Raw genomic sequence first — 15191 nt, 5'->3', positions numbered from 1 at the left:
ACGCACTCGGCGGGGCGCCAAACCGGCGTCCGTCAGGCGACGCGCTTGACCACGCGGATCCACCAGGGCGCCGGGCCGGCCTCGACCACCGCGGTCACCTCCTGCCCCCAATCGCGCAGGCTGCGCGGCAGGTTGCGCACCGCCGGCGGGTGATCGACCGCGATCACCAGGGCGGCGCCGGCGGCCATCGCCTCGAGCGCCAGCCGGGCGCGCACGAACGTGTACGGGCACACCTCGCCGCGCAGATCGAGCAGCAGATCACCAGACCCGGACGGGAACGGCGAGGGCGGCGGCGAGGACGGCGGCGAAGTCGACATCGGCGGGGGCGCCCAGCTCTAGCACTCGATCGCCCGCCGCGACAGCGCCGGCGACGCGCCCCGGCCGCACCAGGTGGACGACCGGCGCGGACCGGCCGCTGGGCCGGCGGGCCCGGACCTCGTCGTCGCACCACTGCTCGTAGATGTCGGCGCCCACGTCGTCGGGGTCGGCGTCGACCTCGTGGCCGAACAGCGCCAAGGTCGCGCGGGCCCGGGCGGCCTCGGCGCCGCCGTCGGCGCTGCCGGCACGGGTCGCCACCGCCACCCGCGCGCCGCGCAGGCTCACACCGACGGCCGCGCGCCAGGCCTCGGCCACCGCGCGCGGGTCACCGTGATCGATCACGATCGCCACCCGGGTCACGCGTGACGCGCCGGTCACGCGAACGCCACCACGCGATCGGCCCAGGCGCACAGCGCCGCGTGATCGTCCTGGCTGCCGGCGACGACGCCCAGGCTCGCCAGCGCCACCCCGGCCCGATCGGCGCTGGTGGCGCAGGCGCACAGGTCGCAGCCGTCGTCGAGCAGGGCGGCGACCACGGCCGGCGCCGCCGCCAGGGCCGCGACCCCGGCGTGCATCGCGAACACCCGCACCGCCAGCCGCCGCGCCACCGCGGCGCGCGCCAGCCCGGCCACCAGCGCCAGATCGTCGGCGCTGGCCAGCACCAGCCCCAGCCGGGTCACCGCGCGCTCCAGCGCCCGGCAGGGTCGCGCACCACCCGGGCGATCGGCGCGGGCGCGTCGGCGTCGACGGGCCACGCGTACAGCGCGGCGGCGGTGGCGCGGCCGCCGCGGGTCGCGACCACCAGCTGCGGCCACCGCCACAACGGCGTCCCGGTCGGCGCCCACGCCCGCACGTCGTGCGCCGACAGCGCCGCGCGCCCCTCGGGGTGGCTGTGGAACAGCGTCAGCGGCGGCGTCGGACCTCGGGCCGCGCGCGCCAGCGCCACCAGCGCGCCGTCGGTCCAGGCGCCGGCAAGGTCGAGCGCGACCGTGGTCACCGCCGCGGCGGCCGCGGCGATCCAGCCGGCGACCTCGCCGGGCTCCGCCTCGACCGCGGCCACGATCGCGGGCCAGGCCGCCGCGACCGCGATCACGGCGCCGCCACCGCGATCACGGCGCCGCCTCGCCGACCGCGCACGCGTGCAGCCACCGGGCCGCGGCCTCGCCACCGCGCGCCAGCGCCAGCGCCAGCGCCAGGTCGGGCGCGTCGGCGGCGACCACTAGCGTCGGGCCGGGCGGCGCCGGCGCGACGATCACCTCGGGGTTGCGCGCGGCGATCGCCGCGGCCAGCGCCTCGGCCACCGTGCCCACCGGCGCGTCGCCGAACGGGAAGCCGACCGGCGCCGGCGCGCCCCCGCCGCACAGCGCGACCGTGCCGACGCCGCCCGCGGCCAGGTACAGCGCGGCGAGCTGGCCGGCCCGGCCGTCGATCGCGACCGCCACCGCGGCGGCGCCCAGGCGATCCTGGCCGCGGCCGCCGACGTCGGGCAGGAGCACGTGGTGCGCGTACCGCACCTGGCGCGCGCGCGACCAGGTCACGCGGCCCCGCGGCACCCGCAGTCCGCGCGGGCCTCGATCGCTAGCTCGCGCGGCCGGCCGCCGCGCCGCAGATCGTCGAGCACCCAGATCCGGGCGCCGGGCGCGCGCGCGTCGGTGGCCGCGGCGATCGCGGTCGCGGCCGCGACGCCGCCGATCCACCCGACCAGCGGCCCCAGCACCCCGGCGTCGCCGCACCCGCGCGCGTCCTCGGGCGGATCCTCGAACAGGCACGCGTAGCACGCGTCGATCGGGCCGGCCGCGAACACGTTGCCGCCGTAGCGCACCGCCGACGCGATCACGTACGCGCAGCCGCGGGCCCGCGCCCACGCCGCGACCGCGAACTTGGTCGGCGGGTGATCGCTGCCGTCGACGATCACCGCGACCGGGCCGAGGTCGGCGGGCAGGTCGGGGAAGCGGGCGACGATCGCGCGGCCGCCGGCGAGGCGCGCCAGCACCTCGGCCTTGGGGCGGCCGAGGTCGGCGACGCCGAACTGCACCTGCCGGTGCAGGTTCGACAGCTCGACGCGATCGTCGTCGATCACCGTCACCGCGTGCCCGGCCGCCGCCACCGCCAGCGCGATCGGGCCGCCGAGGCCGCCGGCCCCGACCACCGCGACCGCGGCCATCAGTTGCCCACGTCCGACTTCCCGCACGCCTTGCAGACGCCCGCGGCGTCGAGCAGCCCGACGCAGTCGCCGTCGGGGCACAGGCGGCGGTCGTCGTCGTCGCCCGCGGCCGATCGGGCGGCGGTCACCGCGGGGCCGGGCGGCACGACCCGGGTCACCGGCGTCGCGCCGCGCTGGCCGCGCTGGCCGCACGCGCCGCAGGTGCCGTCGGCGCCGATCACGCCGACGCAGGCGCCGTCCGGACACAGCTCGCGATCGTCGTCGAGGTCGCCCTGGCCGCGATCGCTGGGCGGCTCGGTCTCGGCCGCGACCATGCCGCGCCGGCGCTCGTCGCCCCAGAACGGCGCCACGTGCCCACACACGCCGCAGACGCCGTCGCTGCCGATGACGCCGGTGCAGGCGCCGTCGGGACACAGCGTGCGGTCGGTCCAGTCCGCGGTCACGACCGACTACCGGGGCCGCCGTCGCGCAGCACCTCGAACAGCTGCGCCGCGGTGTAGAAGGTCATCTCGAAGTCGCCGATCCGCACCGCCGCCCCCGACGCGACCTCGCGCTCGCGCCGGGCCTCGAGCGCGCCGCCCTCGAGCGCGCTGCCGTTGCGCGAGCCGGCGTCAGCGACGATCCAGCGATCGCCGCGCTGCCGGAAGTAGGCGTGGAAGCGGGACACCGTGACGTCGCGCAGCACGACGTCGTTGTTGGGCGTCCGGCCGATCGTGATCATGTCGGCGAACGACGCGCCGGGCTTCTTGATCAGCGGGTAGACCTCGATCGCGCGCGGCCCGCGGCGCTGGCCCAGCACCGGCGCGACCATCGTCTCGACGTCGTCGTCGCCGCCGCGGCCCGAGTCGGTGTCGGTGTCGGTGCCGTCGCTGCGCCGGCGCACCAGCGCCGCCGGCGCCGCCGAGGCCAGGAACGCACTCCGCCCGAGGAGGGCAAGCTGGAGGTACCGCTCCGACTGATCCACGGTCTAGAAGTAGCACGACCGGGCCGAGCGCGGCGGCACCCCATCGGGCACAATCGAACCATGCATTGTTCGTCCCCGGCCGCGCTGCTCGCGCTCGCCGTTCTGGGGTGCGGCGGCCCTCCAGAGCCCAGGCCGGCGCGCCTCGATCCTGCCACGGCGGCGGCGATCGCCGTCGGCCTGGTCGGCGGCGTCGACCGGTTCTGCCCCGGCGGCGCCGCGCCCCAGCTCGACGTCGCGGTCACGACCACCACCGGCGCGGTGCTCGACAGCTGGTCGGCGGGCGAGGGCCGCGCGGGCAAGCTGCCGTTCAACACCTTCGAGTGGACGACGTCGTGGGGCGCGGTCGACGGCGACGGGTTCGTCCGGCTTCCGGACGACGCGATCGCGGCGATCGATCGCCCGGTCACGGTCGAGGTCCGGATCGCCGAGCGCCCCGACCTGGTCGGCACGACGACGCTCACGCCCGATTTCGGCTGCGGCGGCGCGCTCGGGGCCGCCGGCGCGACCGGCGGGAGCGGCCGCTCGGGCGGGCGAGGCGCCCCCGGCGCCGACGGCCGCGCCGACGACGGCGCCCGTCCGGCCGAGACCGGCCAGCGCGGCGGCGGCGGCGATCACGGCAGCCCCGGCAGCCCCGGCGGCCCCGGGCCGGCCGTGACCGCGGTGCTCGGCTACGTCGACACCGCCAGCGGTCGCCGGTTCGCGGTGCTGCGCGCCCAGCGCGGCGGCGCCGTCGAGACGACGGTCTTCGACCCCGGCGGCGAGCGCTGGGCGGTGATCGCGTTCGGCGGGCGCGGCGGCAGCGGCGGCAGCGGCGGCGACGGCGGCAGCGGCGGGCGCGGCGGGCGCGGCCGAGCGCCGACCTCGACGAGCACCGGCTCGGGCTCGGGCTCGGGCAGCAGCGACCCCGGCACCGACGGCGCGGCCGGCGGCGATGGCGGGGACGGCGGCGACGGCGGCGACGGCAGCGACGGCGGGCCCGGCGGCACGATCGCGGTCACCTACGACGCGCGGTTCCCCGAGCTGGCGACCCTGGTGGTGCTCGACACCCGCGGCGGGGTCGCGGGCGACGCCGGCTATCCCGGCGGCGGCGGGTCAGGCGGCCCCGGCGGGGAGGGCGCGCGCCAGGGCCGCGACGGCCGCGCGGGCGCCAGCGGCCGCGGCGGCCAGGCCGGGCGGGAGGGCAGCGCCGGACCGACCCCGAGCGTGAGCCCCGGCGACGTCCGCGCCGCGCTCGCCGATCTAGCCGAGCGCGGCCTGACGGTCCCGGCGCCGTGAGCTGCGCGGCGCTCGTGACGTGATCGCCGGGGAGCTGCGCGGCGCTCGTGGCGCGATCGCCGGGGCGGTCCGAGGCCGGGTCGGCCTTGCCCGGCTCAGGACGCCGAGTCGTCGGCGTCGGCGGCGGGCGCGGCGGCGGGCGCGGCGGGGCGGCGGCGGTTGGCGATGATCGACGCGAGCACGCCGGTCACGATGAACCCCGCGATGATCGCCAGCGACACCCCGTTGGGCACGTGGACGTGGTCGTGCGCGATCATCTTGGCGCCGATGAACACCAGCAGCCCGGCCAGCGCGTACTTGAGGTAGTCGAACTGCGCCATCGCGCCGGCCAGCAGGAAGTAGATCGAGCGCAGGCCCAGGATCGCCATGATGTTCGACGTGATGATCACGAACGACTCCTGGCTGACCGCGAGCACCGCCGGGATCGAGTCGAGCGCGAACACGACGTCGGTCAGCTCGACGACGACCAGCGTCACCGCGAGGATCGTCAGCGCGCGCCGGCCGTGGCCGTCGCGGACCAGGAACTTGCCGCCGTGATCGCCGTCGACGACGCGCACGAACCGCCGCACGGTCCGGACCGCGAAGCTGTGCTCGGCGCCGTCCTCGTCCTCGTCCTGGTTCTTGAGCAGCCCGAGGCCGGAGTAGATCAGGTAGGCGCCGAAGAAGTAGAAGACCCAGGTGAACTTCTTGGTGAGCCAGACGCCGCCGCCGAGCATGGTCACCCGGAACACGACCGCGCCGATGATCCCCCAGAACAGCACGCGGTGCTGGTACTTGCCGGGGATCTTGAACGACCGGAAGATCAGCGAGATGACGAAGATGTTGTCGACCGACAGCGCCTCCTCGAGGAGGTAGGCCGACAGGTACGTGACCGCGGCGTCGGCGCCCGACATCGACGGGTTGGCGCCGAGCCAGTGGTTCTCGTAGATCAGGTAGACCACGCCGGAGAACGACAAGCCGACGCTGACCCAGACGAGGGTCTTCTTGAACGCCGACCGGAACGTCGGCTCGACCACGTGCCGCGACCCGATACCTAGATCGATCGCCAGGCACAGGGCGACGAACACGAAGAAGCCGATCCAGAACCAGTACATGCGTGTGGGTCGCGCCGGGCGCGGAAGCGCAAAGGATGCCCGCGCCGACCGACGCTGGCAAGGCGCGACCGCCGGATTGATCGGGCGATGCTACCGGACCATCGCGCCGACCCACGCCAGGTAGGGCGCGTGGCCGCCGGCGACCGGCACGACGATCGCCTCGGGCACCTGGTAGGGGTGCAAGGCGACCAGCCGCGCCAGCAGCGCGTCGACGCGATCGCGCCGGGTCTTGATGATCGCCAGCTGCTCGCGCTCGTCGGCGACCACGCCGTCCCACCGGTAGATCGAGCGCACGCTCGGCACCAGGTTCACGCACGCCGCCAGCTCCTCGTCGACCAGCGCGCGCGCGAGCGCCGGACCGCGGTCGTCATCGGGCACGGTCGACAGCACCAGCACGACATCGGGTTCGGCCATGCCGGCCACGTAGCACGAAGCCCTGGCGCGGCGCTTCCCGCCCGCGACGCCCGCGGTTATCGTCCGCGCCATGCTGGTGGTCCAGAAGTTCGGCGGCACGTCGGTCGGCACGATCGAGCGGATCAACCACGTCGCCCAGCGCTGCCTCGCCACCCAGCGCGCCGGCCACCAGGTCGCGGTGGTCGTCTCGGCGATGTCGGGCGAGACCAACCGCCTGCTCAAGCTCGTCAACCAGATCCAGGACGATCCCAACGATCGCGAGGTCGACGTGATCGTCTCGACCGGCGAGCAGGTCTCGGTCGGCCTGGTGGCGCTGGCGATCCGCAAGCTCGGCGGCAAGGCCCGGTCGTTCCTCGGGCACCAGGTCAAGATCCAGACCGACAGCGCGTTCGCCCGGGCCCGGATCGTCTCGATCGACGCCGAGCCGCTGCGGGCCGCGTTCGCCGCCGGCGAGATCGCCGTCATCGCCGGGTTCCAGGGCGTCGACGAGGCCGGCAGCATCACGACGCTCGGGCGCGGCGGCTCCGACACCACCGGCGTCGCGATCGCCGCGGCCCTGGGGGCCGACGTGTGCGAGATCTACACCGACGTCGACGGGGTCTACACGACCGATCCCAACGTCGTGGCGTCGGCCCGCAAGATCGAGCGCATCAGCTACGAGGAGATGCTCGAGCTGGCGTCGCTGGGCGCCAAGGTGCTGCAGATCCGATCGGTCGAGCTGGGCATGAAGTTCGGCGTGCCGATCCACGTCCGGTCGAGCTTTTCCGAAGTCGAGGGCACCTGGGTGGTGCCCGAGGAGCGCGAGATGGAACACGTCGTGGTTTCCGGCGTCACCGTGGCCCGGGACGAGGCCAAGATCACCGTCGAGGATCTCCCCGATCACTCGGGCGTCGCCGCCCGGCTGTTCGCGCCGCTGGCCGACGGCGGCGTCGTCGTCGACATGATCATCCAGAACACCGGCTGGGACGGCACCACCGATCTGACCTTCACCGTGCCGTCGGGCGATCGCAAGCGCGCGATCGACATCCTGACCCAGCAGGTCGCGGACCTGGTCGGGCCCGGCGGCGAGCGGATCGCGACCGACGACGAGATCTGCAAGGTCTCGGTGGTCGGCGTGGGCATGCGCAGCCACGCCGGCGTCGCCAAGCGGATGTTCCAGCTGCTCGCGGCCGAGAACATCAACATCCAGCTCATCTCGACCAGCGAGATCAAGATCTCGGTGGTCGTCGCCAAGAAGTACGCCGAGCTGGCGCTGCGGACCCTCCACGACGGCTTCGGCCTCGATCGGCCGCCGGCCGAGCGCGCGGCGCTCTAGCCCCGCCCGCGCCCGTCCAGCCTCGAGCCCGCTCGGCGCGCGGGGGTCGAGCGGCGCCGCGGAAGACCCGGCGGTCACGGGCCGCAGTCGGGGCCGAGCGAGTGGCGCAGGCCGTCCTCCTCGTGCGCGACCTCGTACTGCACCATCCGCCGGCCGCCGGTGGCGCCGTCGGGGCCGACGTCGATGGCCTCCCAGGTGTCGACGCCGTGGGTCAGCGCGACCCGCGCGCCGGTGTCGTCGACCAGCGCGCCGATCAGATCGACCACCGCCGACGTGGTGATCTCGACCGGCGGCTGCCCGGTCGGGGTCGCGAAGATGCCGAAGCGATCGTGGACCTCGAGCGCGCACGCGGCACCGTCGGCGCCGACGTCGGAGATCGTCACCTCGGCGAGGGCCGGCTCGCTCGCGATCGCCGCGACCGACCACAACCGCTCGCACGGCCCGACGCACAGCTCGTCGGGATCGAGGCCGGCCCAGGCCGCCGGCACGTCCTCGGTGGCCGGCGGCACGACGAACCCGCCGCCGGTGGCGTCGGCGGTGCGGCCGCCCGCCGGCGCGGGCGTCTCGAGGCGACAACCGATCGGCTCGGTCGACACCAGCGACACCCAGGCCGGCGCGCTCAGATCGTCGGCCGGCGCGCAGCCCGCGAGCGTGGCGACCACCGCGCGGCTGATCGGGCCGACGTCGACGAGCTCGGTCAGGTACCCGGTCACCTGGGCCTGGCACGGCGCCAGCCCCGGGCGCAGCAGCCACAGCGTCGGCGGCAGCGGTCCGAGCCCGAGCTTGGCGACCTCGTACCCTGGCAACGGCCCCGGCGGCGGCGCGGTCGGATCGCCGTCCCAGCGGAACCCGAGCGGCACCCGATACCCGGCGGTGCGCGCCGAGCCCGGCCAGGCGCCGGCCTCGTCCCAGCGCGCCATCGCCACGGCGGTCGCCGGCGGGCAGCCCCGCGCCGCTGGGGCGGTGGGCGTGACGCCGCCGCAGCTCGCGGCGACCAGCGGGGCCGCGGCGATCAGCGCGCGCAGGAGAGGGGGAGTCCGGCCGGCGGGCGAGCGCATCTCCAGCACCCTGTCACTCCGGCCGGCGCTGCGCCATCGCCGGCGCGCCGGGGTCCGGCTCGAGATCGGCCAGCAGCTCGGCCACCTCGCGGGCGACCAGCCGGGCGCGGTGCCGCACGAAGTCGATCGGGTACGGCCCGGCGAAGAAGACCACCACCGCCGCCCGGTGCCAGAACGACAGCGCGAACACGTCGTCGTCGGCGAGCTCGCCGTGGCTCGAGCCCTGGCGCAGCCCGGCCGCCTCGAGCCGGCGCACCAGCAACGGCAGCCGCTCGCGGTCCTGCAGGTCAGGCTCGACGTTGGCGACGACCACCCGATCCCGGACGCACACCAGCGCGACCCGGGCGCCGTGGAGCTCGGCCAGGGCCGCGAGGTAGGTCCGGATCCGGTCGCGCACCCGCATCGGGCCGGCGCCGGTCGTCGTCAGCGCCGGCCACGGCCGCGCGGTCGCCCGCGCCAGCTCGCGCAGCGCGCGCACGGCCTCCTCGAGCGCCCGATCGACGTCGTCGGTGGCGCGCCCGATCGCGCCCAGCTCCACCTCGAGCCGCGCCCCGCCGCCGAGCGGCAGGCTGCGGAGGCCGCCGACGCCGCCGGGCGGGGACGCGCCGCCGGCCGGCACGATCGACGCCCGGCGCGCGCCCAGCTCGGTCAGGAGCTCGGCGAGCAGCTGGCGCGCGTCCTCGGTCACGCGCCCTCGCGCGGGATCCAGGTGGTCGCGGTCATCGACGCCGGCTCGGGGAAGAACAGGTAGTTCACGACGCCCGGTGTGCCCGCGTAGAGCTGGGCCCAGGGGCCGCCGTCGTAGCCCGGCGGGGCGCCCATCAGCTCGCCCATGTCGAGGTGGCGGCGGTCGTAGGCGGGCAGGGTCGCGACGACCCGCTGGAACCGCTGCAGCAGCGGCGCCGAGTACACGCCCGCCAGGCAGCGCTCGCGCACGGTGGCGCCGTCGCGATCCACCTCGACGTCGACCGCGACCTCCTGGACCACCGCGAACGGCACCGCCGGCGCCAGCGCGATCCGCAGGTAGCGCTCCTGGATCGCCGCCGGTGCCGCCAGCCACTCGTCGGGGATCGCCAGGTCGGCGTCGCGCACCTGGATGGCGCAGGGCGGCCGCCCGACGCACAGCACGTAGACATAGGTGCAGGCGCCGGGGGTCGCGGGGCCCCGCACGAACGTGGCGGTGTGGAGCACGTCGGCCAGCTCGTCGGCCAGCGCCGCGGCGTCCTCGGTCGGCGCCGCGGTCCCGGCCGGGCTGCGCCAGCGTCGATCCGGGTACAGCGCGGCCAGGGCGTCGTCGATCGCCGCGAACATGTCGCCCTTGCGATGATCGCATCCCGACTTGCTGCCGCAGCTGGTGCACCCGCTCACAACCACAACATACCGACAAGCGCGATCGGGGCCCAGCCGATCGTCGCAATTGCGCCGACGACGGTGGGTGCGCTAGGCTCACCCCGTGGGCCCCGGCGCGCTCCCTGAGGGAGCCATCGTGAGTGATCTGGAACTGACGCTGACGCGCTTCCGGGGTGACCCTCGGTCCGCCTTCGCGCTCGCGGTGGACGCCGACGCGATCGCGATCCGAGCTGCGTTCATGGCGCTGTGCAAGCGCTATCACCCGGCCAAGTACGCGCGGTGCTCGCCCACCACGGTGCGCCTGGCCAACGAGACCTTCCTGGTGATGCGCCGGGCCTACGACGAGCTCATGCGCGCGGCCGAGAACCCGCCGCCGACGGCCCCGGCCCTGACCGCCGCGCAGACCCGGGCCCGGACCCCGCCGCGCGGCGTGACGATCGTGCCGCCCCGGACCGCGGTCCGGACCCCGCCGCGGGGCGTGACGATCGTGCCCAGCCCCGGGCCGGTGCGTCCGCCGTCGTCGCCGCGGGTCCCGATCGCGCGGCCGCCGGCGTCGTCGTCGCCGCGGGTCCCGATCGTCCCGGCGGCGCCGGGCCAGCCACCGCTGCCGCGGACGCCGGCCTCCTCGTCGGCGCGCGTGCCCGTCGCCCCGGCGACGCCGCCGGGCCAGCCGGCCGGCCGCGGCCCGACGCTGTCGCCGAGGCTCGACGCGCCGCCGCCGACCGACGATCGGTTCGAGCGCGCGCTCGCACACCTGCGCGAGCGCCGCTGGGGCGAGGCCCGGACCGTGCTGGTCGAGCTGGCCGCGTCGGCGCCCAACGATCCGCGCTACCGCGCCTACCTCCACTACCTGCGCGGCTGGGAGGCCTACGAGCTCGGCAAGGACGGCGAGGCCCGGGCCGAGTGGCGCCGGGCGCTGGCGTGCGACCCCGGCCTGGGCATGGCCAAGTGGGCGCTCGAGAAGACCAACCTGGCGTGACCCAGCGATTGGCGCGGCGGCGTCGATCGTGATGAGATTGGAACCACATGGCTCGGATCATCGGCATCGACCTCGGCACGACCAACTCGTGCGTGGCGGTCCTGGAGAGCGGCGAGCCCGTGGTCATCCACAACCAGGAGGGCGGGCGCACGACGCCGTCGATGGTGTCGTGGAACGCCGACGGCGACGTCGTCGTCGGGGCCGCGTCCAAGCGCCAGATGGTGACCAACCCCGGGCGTACGGTGTACGGGGTCAAGCGGCTGATCGGCCGCAAGGTCAGTGATCCCGAGATCCAGCGCCTGGCGCGGACGCTGCCGTACCCGCTGGTGCCCGCCAAGAACGGCGACGCGTGGGTCACGATCGGCGACCAGCCGCACTCGCCGCAGGAGATCTCGGCGCACGTGGTGGCGAAGATGCGGCGGGTGGCCGAGGACTACCTGGGCGAGGCCGTGGTCGAGGCCGTCATCACGGTGCCCGCGTACTTCGACGACGTCCAGCGCCAGGCGACCAAGGACGCGGGCGCGATCGCGGGGCTGCAGGTGCGCGCGATCCTCAACGAGCCGACCGCCGCGGCGCTGGCGTACGGGGTCCAGCACCAGCAGGATCAGCGGGTCGCGGTGTTCGATCTCGGCGGCGGCACCTTCGACATCTCGGTGCTGACGATCGAGAACGGGGTGTTCGAGGTGCTCGCGACCTCGGGCGACACCACGCTCGGCGGCGACGACTTCGATCGCGCGATCATCGAGCTCCTGGCCGACGAGTTCCACGTCCACAGCGGCGTCGACCTGCGCGACGACACGGTCGCGCTGCAGCGCCTCAAGGAGGCCGCCGAGCAGGCCAAGATCGAGCTGTCGTCGACGATGGCGACCGACATCAACCTGCCGTTCATCGCGGTCGGCCCGAGCGGCCCGATCCACCTGACCCGGGCGCTGTCGCGGACCGAGCTCGAGCGCGCGTGCCGCGAGCTCCTGACCCGGCTCGCCTCGCCGTGCGCCGACGCGCTCGAGCTGGCGCGCTGCACCGCCGGCGACATCGATCAGGTGCTCCTGGTCGGGGGCATGACCCGGATGCCGGCCGTGCAGGACGCGGTGCTCGCGATCTTCGGCAAGCCCGCCCACAAGGGCGTCAACCCCGACGAGAGCGTCGCGGTCGGCGCGGCGGTGCACTCGGCGGTCATCGGCGGCGAGCTGCAGGAGGTGGTCCTGCTCGACGTGACGCCGCACGATCTGGGGGTCAAGGTCGCCGGCGACAAGATGTCGGTGATCATCCCGGCCAACACCAGCATCCCGACCCGGGAGAAGAAGGTGTTCGCGACCACCGAGGACAACCAGAGCTTCGTCGCGGTCGAGGTCTACCAGGGCCCGGACGCGCAGGCGTCGCGCAACCGGCGGCTCGGGCGGTTCGTGCTCGGGGATCTGCGGGTCGCGCCGCGCGGCGCGACGCGGGTCGAGGTCAGCTTCAGCATGGACGCCGACGGCATCCTGCAGGTCGACGCGGTCGAGGTCGCCACCGGCAAGGCCACGACCGTGATGATCGAGGCCGCGAGCGGCCTGACCACCGACGAGATCAAGCGGCTCGCGGCCGGCATGCGCTGACCGCGGCCGGTGCGGCGTCCGGGAAGCGGCTCGCGGCCGGCATGCGCTGACCGCGGCCGGTGCGGCGTCCGGGAAGTTGGCGACGCGCCCGGGGTCTGGCACCGTCGGGGCATGTTCACGCTCGACGAGACGAATCGCATGGTCGAGAAGATGGTGCGCGGCTGGTGCGAGCAGAAGCTCGCGCCGCGGCTGCCCGCGCTCGAGGCCGGCGCCGAGATGCCGTGGGCGCTGATGCGCGACCTGGCGACCACGTTCGGCGTGGCGGCGCTGGCCGAGGCCGCGGCCCGCAAGCGCATCGCCAAGCTCCGGGCGACCGACGGCGCGGTCGAGGAGCGCGAGGGCGGCGGCACGTTCGGCGGCGACCCGATGATGATGGCGGTGTTCGTCAAGGAGCTGTCGCGGGTGTCGCCGGGCTTCGCGATGGGCTGGGGCGTCTCGGTCGGGCTGGCCGGCGGCGCGATCGTCGGCAAGGGCACCCCCGAGCAGATCGAGCGCTGGGGCGTGCCGCTGGTGACCTGCAAGCAGATCGGCTCGTGGTGCCTGACCGAGCCCGGGGCCGGCTCCGACGCGTTCGGGTCGATGGCGACGACCGCGACCCCGTGCGCCGAGGGCTACCGGCTGCACGGCAGCAAGACCTTCATCACCAACGGCCCGGGCGCCGAGGTGTTCATCGTCTACGCGCGGATCGACCGCGGCGAGCCGCGCGAGCAGCAGGGCCTGGGCACCTTCATCCTGGACCGGGGCATGCCGGGGCTGACGACCGGGACGCCGTTCAAGAAGATGGGCATGCGCGACTCGCCGACCTGCGAGGTGTTCCTGGACGACGTCGTCGCCGGGCCCGAGCGGCTGCTGGGCGGCCGCGAGAAGGGCGCCGCGGGGCGCTCGGACACCAAGGACAGCCTGGGCACCGAGCGCTCGGGCATCCCGGCGATGGCCTGGGGCATCCTCGAGCGCTGCTACGACCAGTCGGTCGCCTACGTGCGCGAGCGCCGGCAGTTCGGGCGGCCGATCGGCGCGTTCCAGGCGGTCCAGCTGAAGATCGCGGACCTGTACCTGAAGCTCAAGACGGTCGAGAACGTGGTCTACCGCCTGGCCTGGATGCAGAAGTCGCGGACCGCGGACCCGGCGTTCGTGAACGCCAGCAAGGCGCTGTGCTCGCAGCTGGCAGTGGACGGCGCGCTGACGGCGATCCAGCTGCACGGCGGGTACGGCTACATGGAGGAGTACCACCTGGAGAAGCTGGCCCGGGACTCCAAGCTGCTGGAGCTCGGCGCCGGCACGACCGACATCAATCTGCTGTCCGCCGCGCGCTCGCTGATCGGGCCGGAGTCGCTGGAGTGAGCGCGGTGTCCGCCGTGGCGATTTCGGGCGGCGGGTCCTGTGCTGGGGTTGCCCCCAGAAGCCCTCCGCGCAGAGTTGACATAAGATAGATTCTGCGACGTCATTCCTCTCTGGATACCCATCAACCCGCTGGGATCTTTGGGCCATCCGAGGTCCTTCACGCCACTCGATCGGCTGACCGCAGCTCCCGATCGGCTGACACCCGTGAGCTCCGGCCAGCTCCCGATCGGCTGACACCCGTGAGTTCTGGCCAGCCCCCGATCGGCTGACACCCGTGAGCTCCGGCCAGCTCCCGATCGGCTGACACCCGTGAGCTCTGGCCAGATCCCGATCGGCTGACACCCGTGAGTTCTCCGGTCCCGACTCCGGTCCCGACTCCGGTCCCGACTCCGGTCCCGACTCCGATCCCGGCTCCGGTCCCGACTCCGGTCCCGACTCCGAGGTCCCGACTCCGGTCCCGACTCCGGTCCCGACTCCGGTCCCGACTCCGGTCCCGACTCCGGTCCCGGCTCCGATCCCGGCTCCGATCCCGGCTCCGATCCCGGCTCCGATCCCGGCTCCGATTCCGGCTCCCGATCCCGGCTCCGATCTCCCATCGTGGCTGCCGCTGGTGTCTGCGGTGCCAACAGGCCCTCCCAACGCCAGGCGCCGGCAACCTGGGTCGCCAGTTCGATCGTGCGCCGCGTCATTGCGTAACCGCCCGATGTTGGTGGCCTGTGGCGATCGGCTGGGCGGCCGCTGGTCCGGCACCCGAGTTGCTTTGGTGAGGCGCCATGAACGCCACCGCCCAGCTCCTTCGCGACGCCGCCGCCGAGTTTCCGCCGGTCTCGACCGAGGTCGCGACCACGTTGCCGGTCCGGGCGGAGGTCGCGTACGAGGTGTTCGCCGACGCCGGCGAGACGCCGCGGTGGCTGTCGGTCGTGCAGTCGGCTCGGGTGCTCGAGCGCGACGACGACGGCCGCCCTGCGCAGGTCGCGTTCCGCGCGTCGTTCGACCGCGCGACCCTCGGCTACGTGGTCCGCTACGAGTACCGGGCCGCGGAGCTGACGATCCGCTGGAGCACGACCTCCGGCAGCGCCATCCGCGTCGAGGGCGAGGCCCGGTTCACGCCCCTGTCCGACCGCGCGTGCCTGATGACCTACCGGCTCGGGCTCGAGCTGCCGGTCAGCCGCGAGTGGATCGAGGCCCACTACGACGGCCACGCGGCGTCCGCGGTCGTCGGTGACTTCCGTGAGCACCTGCGCCGCTTCGTCTGAGGCTCGGCGCACCGCCCGGGCCGTGAGCGAGCCGATCACCCTGCGGGGGTGAGGCACGGTGGCGCCGG

General features: G+C 74.9%; 19 protein-coding genes. 6 read left to right on the top strand and 13 right to left on the bottom strand.

Annotated features, from left to right (window positions below):
* Window positions 1-32 precede the first annotated feature (32 nt).
* The 8 genes from IPL61_10835 to IPL61_10800 are packed head-to-tail and all read right to left on the bottom strand — an operon-like array spanning window position 33 to window position 3446.
* Window positions 33-317, bottom strand: coding sequence for a sulfurtransferase TusA family protein (locus IPL61_10835; protein MBK9031802.1), 285 nt, complete (start codon window positions 315-317; stop codon window positions 33-35).
* Entirely contained in the window at window positions 259-696 is a 438-nt protein-coding gene (locus tag IPL61_10830) for a hypothetical protein (GenBank protein MBK9031801.1), read from the bottom strand. The genes IPL61_10835 and IPL61_10830 overlap by 59 nt, the downstream gene beginning before the upstream one ends.
* Complete coding sequence (locus IPL61_10825) at window positions 693-998, bottom strand: DsrE family protein (GenBank protein MBK9031800.1); 306 nt, start codon at window positions 996-998, stop codon at window positions 693-695. The genes IPL61_10830 and IPL61_10825 overlap by 4 nt, the downstream gene beginning before the upstream one ends.
* Window positions 995-1411: a Mov34/MPN/PAD-1 family protein gene (locus IPL61_10820; GenBank protein ID MBK9031799.1), complete on the bottom strand. Its 417-nt coding sequence runs from the start codon at window positions 1409-1411 to the stop codon at window positions 995-997. The genes IPL61_10825 and IPL61_10820 overlap by 4 nt, the downstream gene beginning before the upstream one ends.
* Before the next feature lie 16 nt (window positions 1412-1427).
* The gene (locus tag IPL61_10815; protein MBK9031798.1) at window positions 1428-1856 is read right to left on the bottom strand and encodes a hypothetical protein; all 429 of its coding nucleotides are present in this window, start codon (window positions 1854-1856) and stop codon (window positions 1428-1430) included.
* Window positions 1853-2482, bottom strand: coding sequence for a ThiF family adenylyltransferase (locus tag IPL61_10810; protein MBK9031797.1), 630 nt, complete (start codon window positions 2480-2482; stop codon window positions 1853-1855). Before IPL61_10810 ends, IPL61_10815 begins: the two co-directional genes overlap by 4 nt.
* Entirely contained in the window at window positions 2482-2925 is a 444-nt protein-coding gene (locus IPL61_10805) for a hypothetical protein (GenBank protein ID MBK9031796.1), read from the bottom strand. Before IPL61_10805 ends, IPL61_10810 begins: the two co-directional genes overlap by 1 nt.
* Window positions 2922-3446 (bottom strand): FHA domain-containing protein, encoded by a 525-nt coding sequence (locus tag IPL61_10800; protein MBK9031795.1) that lies wholly within the window; start codon window positions 3444-3446, stop codon window positions 2922-2924. The genes IPL61_10805 and IPL61_10800 overlap by 4 nt, the downstream gene beginning before the upstream one ends.
* Before the next feature lie 60 nt (window positions 3447-3506).
* Between IPL61_10800 and IPL61_10795 the strand changes: the two genes are divergently transcribed.
* A complete protein-coding gene (locus IPL61_10795) occupies window positions 3507-4721 on the top strand; it encodes a hypothetical protein (GenBank protein MBK9031794.1) in 1215 nt (404 codons plus the stop codon).
* Between the two features lie 95 nt (window positions 4722-4816).
* Here IPL61_10795 and IPL61_10790 read toward each other — a convergent pair whose 3' ends face one another.
* Together IPL61_10790 and IPL61_10785 are read right to left on the bottom strand one after the other, a co-directional pair.
* Entirely contained in the window at window positions 4817-5815 is a 999-nt protein-coding gene (locus tag IPL61_10790) for a TerC/Alx family metal homeostasis membrane protein (GenBank protein MBK9031793.1), read from the bottom strand.
* A 90-nt stretch (window positions 5816-5905) separates the two neighbouring features.
* The gene (locus IPL61_10785) at window positions 5906-6229 is read right to left on the bottom strand and encodes a divalent-cation tolerance protein CutA (protein MBK9031792.1); all 324 of its coding nucleotides are present in this window, start codon (window positions 6227-6229) and stop codon (window positions 5906-5908) included.
* Window positions 6230-6299: 70 nt separating this feature from the next.
* Between IPL61_10785 and IPL61_10780 the strand changes: the two genes are divergently transcribed.
* Entirely contained in the window at window positions 6300-7544 is a 1245-nt protein-coding gene (locus tag IPL61_10780) for an aspartate kinase (GenBank protein ID MBK9031791.1), read from the top strand.
* Between the two features lie 74 nt (window positions 7545-7618).
* Here the strand turns inward: IPL61_10780 and IPL61_10775 are convergent, their stop codons facing one another.
* The 3 genes from IPL61_10775 to IPL61_10765 are packed head-to-tail and all read right to left on the bottom strand — an operon-like array spanning window position 7619 to window position 9970.
* Window positions 7619-8602 (bottom strand): hypothetical protein, encoded by a 984-nt coding sequence (locus tag IPL61_10775; protein MBK9031790.1) that lies wholly within the window; start codon window positions 8600-8602, stop codon window positions 7619-7621.
* 13 nt (window positions 8603-8615) lie between these two features.
* Entirely contained in the window at window positions 8616-9290 is a 675-nt protein-coding gene (locus tag IPL61_10770; protein MBK9031789.1) for a hypothetical protein, read from the bottom strand.
* Entirely contained in the window at window positions 9287-9970 is a 684-nt protein-coding gene (locus tag IPL61_10765) for a hypothetical protein (protein MBK9031788.1), read from the bottom strand. The genes IPL61_10770 and IPL61_10765 overlap by 4 nt, the downstream gene beginning before the upstream one ends.
* A 118-nt stretch (window positions 9971-10088) precedes the next feature.
* Between IPL61_10765 and IPL61_10760 the strand changes: the two genes are divergently transcribed.
* The 4 genes from IPL61_10760 (at window position 10089) to IPL61_10745 (ending at window position 15123) form a co-directional block, all read left to right on the top strand.
* Window positions 10089-10931 (top strand): hypothetical protein, encoded by an 843-nt coding sequence (locus tag IPL61_10760; protein MBK9031787.1) that lies wholly within the window; start codon window positions 10089-10091, stop codon window positions 10929-10931.
* 47 nt (window positions 10932-10978) lie between these two features.
* The gene (gene dnaK / locus IPL61_10755; GenBank protein MBK9031786.1) at window positions 10979-12526 is read left to right on the top strand and encodes a molecular chaperone DnaK; all 1548 of its coding nucleotides are present in this window, start codon (window positions 10979-10981) and stop codon (window positions 12524-12526) included.
* Window positions 12527-12637: 111 nt separating this feature from the next.
* Window positions 12638-13867 (top strand): acyl-CoA dehydrogenase family protein, encoded by a 1230-nt coding sequence (locus IPL61_10750; GenBank protein MBK9031785.1) that lies wholly within the window; start codon window positions 12638-12640, stop codon window positions 13865-13867.
* Between the two features lie 773 nt (window positions 13868-14640).
* Window positions 14641-15123 carry an SRPBCC family protein gene (locus IPL61_10745; protein MBK9031784.1) on the top strand — a complete coding sequence of 161 codons (483 nt, stop codon included), beginning with the start codon at window positions 14641-14643 and terminating at the stop codon, window positions 15121-15123.
* Window positions 15124-15191: the final 68 nt, after the last annotated feature.

The sequence above is a fragment of the Myxococcales bacterium genome (genome assembly GCA_016717005.1).
Lineage (GTDB): Bacteria > Myxococcota_A > Polyangia > Haliangiales > Haliangiaceae > UBA2376.
Note: the sequence above shows the minus strand (reverse complement) of the source record. Positions and strands in the feature narration are given on the sequence as shown.

Coding starts and splice junctions, on each gene's coding strand:
- IPL61_10835 (MBK9031802.1), bottom strand. CDS start 317: ATGTCGACTTCGCCGCCGTCCTCGCCGCCGCCCTCGCCGTTCCCGTCC.
- IPL61_10810 (MBK9031797.1), bottom strand. CDS start 2,482: ATGGCCGCGGTCGCGGTGGTCGGGGCCGGCGGCCTCGGCGGCCCGATC.
- IPL61_10795 (MBK9031794.1), top strand. CDS start 3,507: ATGCATTGTTCGTCCCCGGCCGCGCTGCTCGCGCTCGCCGTTCTGGGG.
- IPL61_10790 (MBK9031793.1), bottom strand. CDS start 5,815: ATGTACTGGTTCTGGATCGGCTTCTTCGTGTTCGTCGCCCTGTGCCTG.
- IPL61_10785 (MBK9031792.1), bottom strand. CDS start 6,229: ATGGCCGAACCCGATGTCGTGCTGGTGCTGTCGACCGTGCCCGATGAC.
- IPL61_10780 (MBK9031791.1), top strand. CDS start 6,300: ATGCTGGTGGTCCAGAAGTTCGGCGGCACGTCGGTCGGCACGATCGAG.
- IPL61_10775 (MBK9031790.1), bottom strand. CDS start 8,602: ATGCGCTCGCCCGCCGGCCGGACTCCCCCTCTCCTGCGCGCGCTGATC.
- dnaK (MBK9031786.1), top strand. CDS start 10,979: ATGGCTCGGATCATCGGCATCGACCTCGGCACGACCAACTCGTGCGTG.
- IPL61_10750 (MBK9031785.1), top strand. CDS start 12,638: ATGTTCACGCTCGACGAGACGAATCGCATGGTCGAGAAGATGGTGCGC.
- IPL61_10745 (MBK9031784.1), top strand. CDS start 14,641: ATGAACGCCACCGCCCAGCTCCTTCGCGACGCCGCCGCCGAGTTTCCG.